The sequence below is a fragment of the Candidatus Obscuribacterales bacterium genome (assembly GCA_036703605.1).
Taxonomy (GTDB): Bacteria; Cyanobacteriota; Cyanobacteriia; order RECH01; family RECH01; genus RECH01.
The window spans coordinates 1-5,337 of sequence record DATNRH010000582.1 but is presented as its reverse complement, the minus strand read 5'-3'; the positions used below and the strand labels follow the sequence as shown (position 1 = coordinate 5,337).

General features: G+C 50.3%; 4 protein-coding genes. 3 read left to right on the top strand and 1 reads right to left on the bottom strand.

From position 1 onward, the window contains the following. Window positions 1–75 precede the first annotated feature (75 nt). Window positions 76–648, top strand: coding sequence for a peroxiredoxin (locus tag V6D20_12335; protein ID HEY9816567.1), 573 nt, complete (start codon window positions 76–78; stop codon window positions 646–648). A gap of 279 nt (window positions 649–927) precedes the next feature. Here V6D20_12335 and V6D20_12330 read toward each other — a convergent pair whose 3' ends face one another. Continuing rightward, the gene (locus tag V6D20_12330) at window positions 928–2,310 is read right to left on the bottom strand and encodes an aminotransferase (protein HEY9816566.1); all 1,383 of its coding nucleotides are present in this window, start codon (window positions 2,308–2,310) and stop codon (window positions 928–930) included. Between the two features lie 501 nt (window positions 2,311–2,811). On the opposite strand from V6D20_12330, the gene V6D20_12325 reads away from it, so the two are divergent. Both V6D20_12325 and V6D20_12320 read left to right on the top strand, forming a co-directional pair. After that, entirely contained in the window at window positions 2,812–3,720 is a 909-nt protein-coding gene (locus tag V6D20_12325; protein ID HEY9816565.1) for an alpha/beta hydrolase-fold protein, read from the top strand. Window positions 3,721–4,480: 760 nt separating this feature from the next. After that, window positions 4,481–5,278, top strand: a complete 798-nt coding sequence (locus V6D20_12320) for a ParA family protein (GenBank protein ID HEY9816564.1) — start codon at window positions 4,481–4,483, stop codon at window positions 5,276–5,278. The last annotated feature ends 59 nt before the right edge of the window (window positions 5,279–5,337 follow it).

Below are 5,337 nucleotides of genomic sequence, written 5' to 3'. Positions count from 1 at the left end.
TCTACACAACGGGAATCCCTGGGATGATCTAAGAGCTACTAAATGTAGAGCAATTAGCAGAAATAGAGGTTATCTATGGCAGTTATTGAACGTGTGCCTGATGTAGTGTTTAAGACTCGTGTCCGTGATGAGTCCGTTGACGGCCCCAACCCATATCGCTGGCAAGATCTAACCACCAGCGACATCTTCAGCGGCAAGCGAGTTGTCGTGTTCTCCTTGCCTGGAGCATTCACGCCTACCTGTTCGTCTAACCACCTGCCTCGCTACGAAGAACTCTACGACGAGTTTAAGGCCCAAGGTATTGACCAAATCGTATGTATCTCCGTGAATGATGCGTTTGTCATGTTCCAGTGGGGCAAGCAACAGGGCGCGCAAAACGTGTTCTTGCTGCCGGATGGCAATGGCGAATTTACGCGCAAGATGGGCATGTTGGTAGATAAGTCGAACTTGGGCTTTGGTCAACGGTCTTGGCGCTACTCGATGTTGGTCAATGACGGCAAGATTGAAAAGATCTTCATTGAGCCTCATTTCGAAGATAACTGTCCGATCGATCCGTTCGAAGTATCTGATGCTGACACCATGTTGGCCTATCTCAAGGGCACAACCTCTGCTGGTGTATCTGAACCACGGGCAGCTTTTGTTGGTTAATAGCTGACGTCTCAAGCGCTAGAGCACATCTTCACCATGTAGCTCTCAGAATCAAAAAGGGCGAGGAGGTTCATCTCTTCGCCCTTTTTTAGTGCTTCCCATTTCGGGCAAAGCAGGCTGTATGGGATCCTCCACGGCTGCCCTTTCTTCTCAAAATCTTGGGCGATCGCCTTCGATTGAACTTCTGGGTTGATCGATTGCCGTTGTCCCAACTGAGTTGGCGCTTTCCCCAAGTGAGTGCTGCGATGTGCGCTCTCCCGATAACCCACAGACCAGCATCTATGAACTAGAGACTAGGGCGATCGCTTCCGATAGCACGCAGACCAGTTCATCAGCCTCATCCTTGCTGAGAACCAAGGGGGGAGCCAAAATTAACACGTTGGTAAACCCAGGAATCGTATTCGTATTGCGCCCAATAATTACGTGATGCTCTAGGCAATAGCGCAGAATTGCCGCCATGCGATCGCTCTCTAAGGGTTCTTTCGTGTCTGGATCGGCAACCAGCTCAATGCCAATGAGTAATCCCTGACCGCGCACCTCTCCCACAATCGGGTAATTCAGCGATTCTTTCAGGCGAGACTGTAGGTAGTCGCCAACCTCAGCAGCCCGATCGGCTAGACCCTCCCGCTCAATGATTTCAATATTGCGATTGGCCACCGCTGCACAGACTGGACTGCCACCATAGGTGCTGATATGACGAAAATGGGAGTCGGTACCAGGGGCATCCAAAAAGGCTTCAAAAATATGCTGCTTGACGACGGTGGCGGCTAGGGGCATGTAGCCGCTGGTAATGCCTTTGGCAAAGTTAATGATGTCAGGCTCGACACCCCAATGCTGATAGCCAAACATTTTGCCGGTGCGTCCAAAGCCGTTAACCACCTCATCGTAGATCAGCAAAATACCGTACTGGTCACACAACTGGCGCACCCGACGCAAGTAATCGGCTGGCGGCACAATCACCCCACCGCCGGAAATAATGGGCTCAACAATAATCGCGGCGATACTATCTGCGCCCTCATACTGCAGCGTATAGCTCAGCTCTTGGATCAGGCTATGGGTGTAATCCTCAAGCGATCGCCCTTCTCCATGGCGATAGAAGTAGGGTGGGCTGACGTGGAGGAAGCCGGGGACTAAGGGCTCAAACTTGAGTTTACGTTCGGCCTGGGCGGTGGCGCTGAGGGCTCCCATCGTGTGTCCATGGTAGCCCCGATAGCGAGAGATGATTTTATAGCGCGGCCCGGCTCCAGGCTTAGCCGTTTGAGCGTGATACTGGCGAGCAATTTTGAAGGCTGTTTCATTGGCCTCCGATCCACTTGTGGCGAAAAAAACCTTGCCCTCATAGCCCAATAAATCGAGGAGCTTATGAGCTAGCATGATGCCCGGCTCATGGCTCATGGTGAGAGGATAGTAGGCTAGATCGAGCATTTGATCATAGGCGACTTGGGCCAGCTCCTGCCGACCATAGCCCACGTTGACACACCATAATCCGGCAATACCATCTAAATACTCTTGTCCAGTTGTATCAGTGATACGGCTGCCGATCCCTTTTTTGATGCACTTGGGAGGTGTCTGGGGAAACTGCTGGTGCTGGGCTAGGGGATGCCATAGCGATTCCACATCTAGCTTGGCTAAATCAACAGACTTATCAGCACTTGCAACCATGGGCTGTCCTCAACTAATACTGTGTTCGAGTTACTGTGTTCGAGTTACTGCGTTTAGTGGGCAGTATGAATGCTCATCTACTCATGATCATGACATGAATGCTTCAAGAGAGGAGAGGTTAGGCAGAACTCCATAGCTTGCGGCACGGGCTAGCTCGGTATAGCTAAGATCAGCTAGCCACTAGCGATGATCAACCGGCGTAGCCATCCTGCATCACCGTACAATTGAGACGGTGTAGGAACCTTCTATACTGAGGTGAAGAATCTGATGGGTAGCTTGTCTATTGTGTAGCCTATCTATTGTGTAACCTGTCTATGCAGCTACACATGTATAGGCTTCTTATGCATAGGCAGCTTATGTATGAACCACCTTAGATTCCAACCTATTCCATGCAAAGGACTTACGATAACTGTTGATCGCCTGGGAGATGGCTACCTCTCCCCACAAGGTGTATCCGTGATCTGTTCCTGCTTTGCGATCGCCCCTTACTTTTTCAAGATTATGGCAGAATCATTCGTGCGAGGAGGACAAGAGGGGTGGCTCCATGACCCTGGATTTTGGGGTGGATTTTTCCACACCTATGAACACTTTCAGGTTGATGGGCCGATTCCTACACCCCGAAAGCTCCATATATTCTTGCCGCGAGACTATCCGGTGAGCGATCGCTCCTATCCGGTGCTGTATCTCAACGACGGCGATACGATCTTTTTTCCGGGTGGAGCCTACGGCAAATGTTGGCACCTGGGCAAGACCCTAACCCGGCTTTACTTAAGCCATCAAATTCAGCGTCTGATTGTGGTAGCTGTCTGCCCTACGCGCCGAGACTATGAATATACCCATGCACCCATGTGGCAGCGCGAATGGGGAGGGCTAGGTGACTATGCTGCCTACCTAGCGCAATCGGTCAAAGATTTTGTGGATACTAACTACCGTACGCAATCCGACCCAGCCAGCACCCTGATCGCTGGAGCCAGCCATGGTGGGTTAGCTGCTTTCTATACGGCGGCCAAATATCCCCAGCAGTTTGGCAACGTGGCTGCTTTTTCACCATCCTTTTGGGTCGGTCTAGATTCAGCAACAGAGCCATTTTTAGCGGGTGTCGATGACCATTTCTTTGGTGAGATGGCTTCTTCTTCACTGCTTTTTGAAGCTGAGCCAACCCTGCGCGATCGCCGCCTGCGGATCTATCTTGACTGGGGGCTGGTGCGGGATGGTGGCGACCATAATGCTTGGATTGAGGAGAGAGCCACAGCCCGAGGTCGGGAAATGCGGGATCTCCTTGTGCATAGCTTTGGCTATCGCGAGCAGAAAGATTTATTTGTGGTAGAAGATCCATGGGGGCAGCATACAGAGGAATCTTGGGGTGAGCGGATTGAGGATGTGCTGCGGATTTTTTTCAGAGCTATTTAACGGTAGATTTTGACAATTTTTTGATATTTCCAGGAACGGATGTTCCATATCCTGTGAATGTGGGATAACATTATTCCACATCTGCTCTGTCGAATAGGCTGGACTAGTGTGGAATAACGTTATTCCACATCTGCTCTGTCCAATGGACTGGATTGAGGACGATGAACTAAAAAAGCGGTCGGGGCTGCTGACCTGTGGAATAACGTTATTCCACATCAAGTTCTAGGCAAAACAAGAGTGCTAGCATCAGAGTTGAGCAGTACACCTGTAGAATAACGTTAGTCTACGACGAGTTCTAGGCAAAAAAGGGTTCTAGCACCAGAGTTAAGCAGTACACCTGTGGGATAACGTTATTCCACAATGACCTAGGTACCTATCAAGTATTCAAATTGGCTGCAGTTTTCACAACAAACGCGATCGCATCTGCTCGATTCTCTCGATTCTATGGGTTTCTATCATGCCTAGCCTTCATGAATTCCCAACTCATGGATGCCTGGGTGCTGTTTGCGATGGATCGACGCTGTCTGCATAAGCTGTTTCTGTCGTCTTCCTCAGCGACGCATCGTGGACATCTTTCTGTTAACCGTTGGAACTAGCTGCTATTGCTTCCCAATGTGTCTTTAGACCCTTCTCTAGAAACGTGATCCGAGAGCGCATCTGCCTGAACCTCACCTCCATGGAGCAGCATTTAGTCAATTCAGGTGTGTTTTGTCTCTTATGACCCATTGTTGTTTACATAATTGGTGACATCTCATTTCGTATGCAACTTCGATTAGCACTACTTTCCAATGCTGGAGGCAGCGGTAAAACTACCCTCGCCACCCATCTTGCCTACTTGCTAGGGCGTCAGGGTTTCAAGGTTGCACTGATGGATCTTGATCCCCAGGGATCGGTCAGTCTATTTTGTGGACTATCCCGCCCTCGAATTCAAGACACCATCGCGGCAGTTTTGCAGGAGGGCTTTTCTGGCGACTGGCCCCTTGTGCCGATTTGGCATGACAAGCTAGATACCGTCATGGCATGCCAGGGAGAAATGGGACTGGTGAAAACTACCAGTGAACTTGTGCTTCATGAGCGCGGTGCTTACCTCCTAGGCGATCGCCTGCAAGACTATCCCTTACCGCAGGATGTGATTATTTTTGACTGTCCAGCCACCCTAGGTCCATTGCCACTCATCGCCCTGTCGGCCTGTACCCATCTACTCGTCCCCATGCAGGTGGAGCCTAAGTCAGCTGATGGAGCTGGCAAATTGCTGGAGTGGTTTTATGGCAATTTCCGCCGCCTGCGCTTGAGTCCTGAACCGAAGCTCTTGGGGTTTGTCCCCAACCAATATGATCAGCGGTTAGCGATTCACCGCAATATCCTAGGACAGCTTGCCCCACAGCTTGAAAAACTGAATATCCGCTGCTTTTCCCCCATTCGATTTTCATCAGAATTCAAGAATGCCAGCGCCAAGGGACAACCCCTGCAGATGTATCGTCCTGGTCACCCTGCCTGTGCCGATTTTGATCCGATCGTGAAGCAAATTTGTGAAGAATTGAGGAACACCCATGACTAGAGTTGGCATTGATCTCTCTAATTTGTTTTCCGGTGCTGAGTATTCTCAAGAAGTGCATG

Excerpts from the sequence above, each read along its gene's own strand:
- V6D20_12335 (HEY9816567.1), top strand. The coding sequence starts at position 76 with ATGGCAGTTATTGAACGTGTGCCTGATGTAGTGTTTAAGACTCGTGTC.
- V6D20_12330 (HEY9816566.1), bottom strand. The coding sequence starts at position 2,310 with ATGGTTGCAAGTGCTGATAAGTCTGTTGATTTAGCCAAGCTAGATGTG.
- V6D20_12325 (HEY9816565.1), top strand. The coding sequence starts at position 2,812 with ATGGCAGAATCATTCGTGCGAGGAGGACAAGAGGGGTGGCTCCATGAC.
- V6D20_12320 (HEY9816564.1), top strand. The coding sequence starts at position 4,481 with ATGCAACTTCGATTAGCACTACTTTCCAATGCTGGAGGCAGCGGTAAA.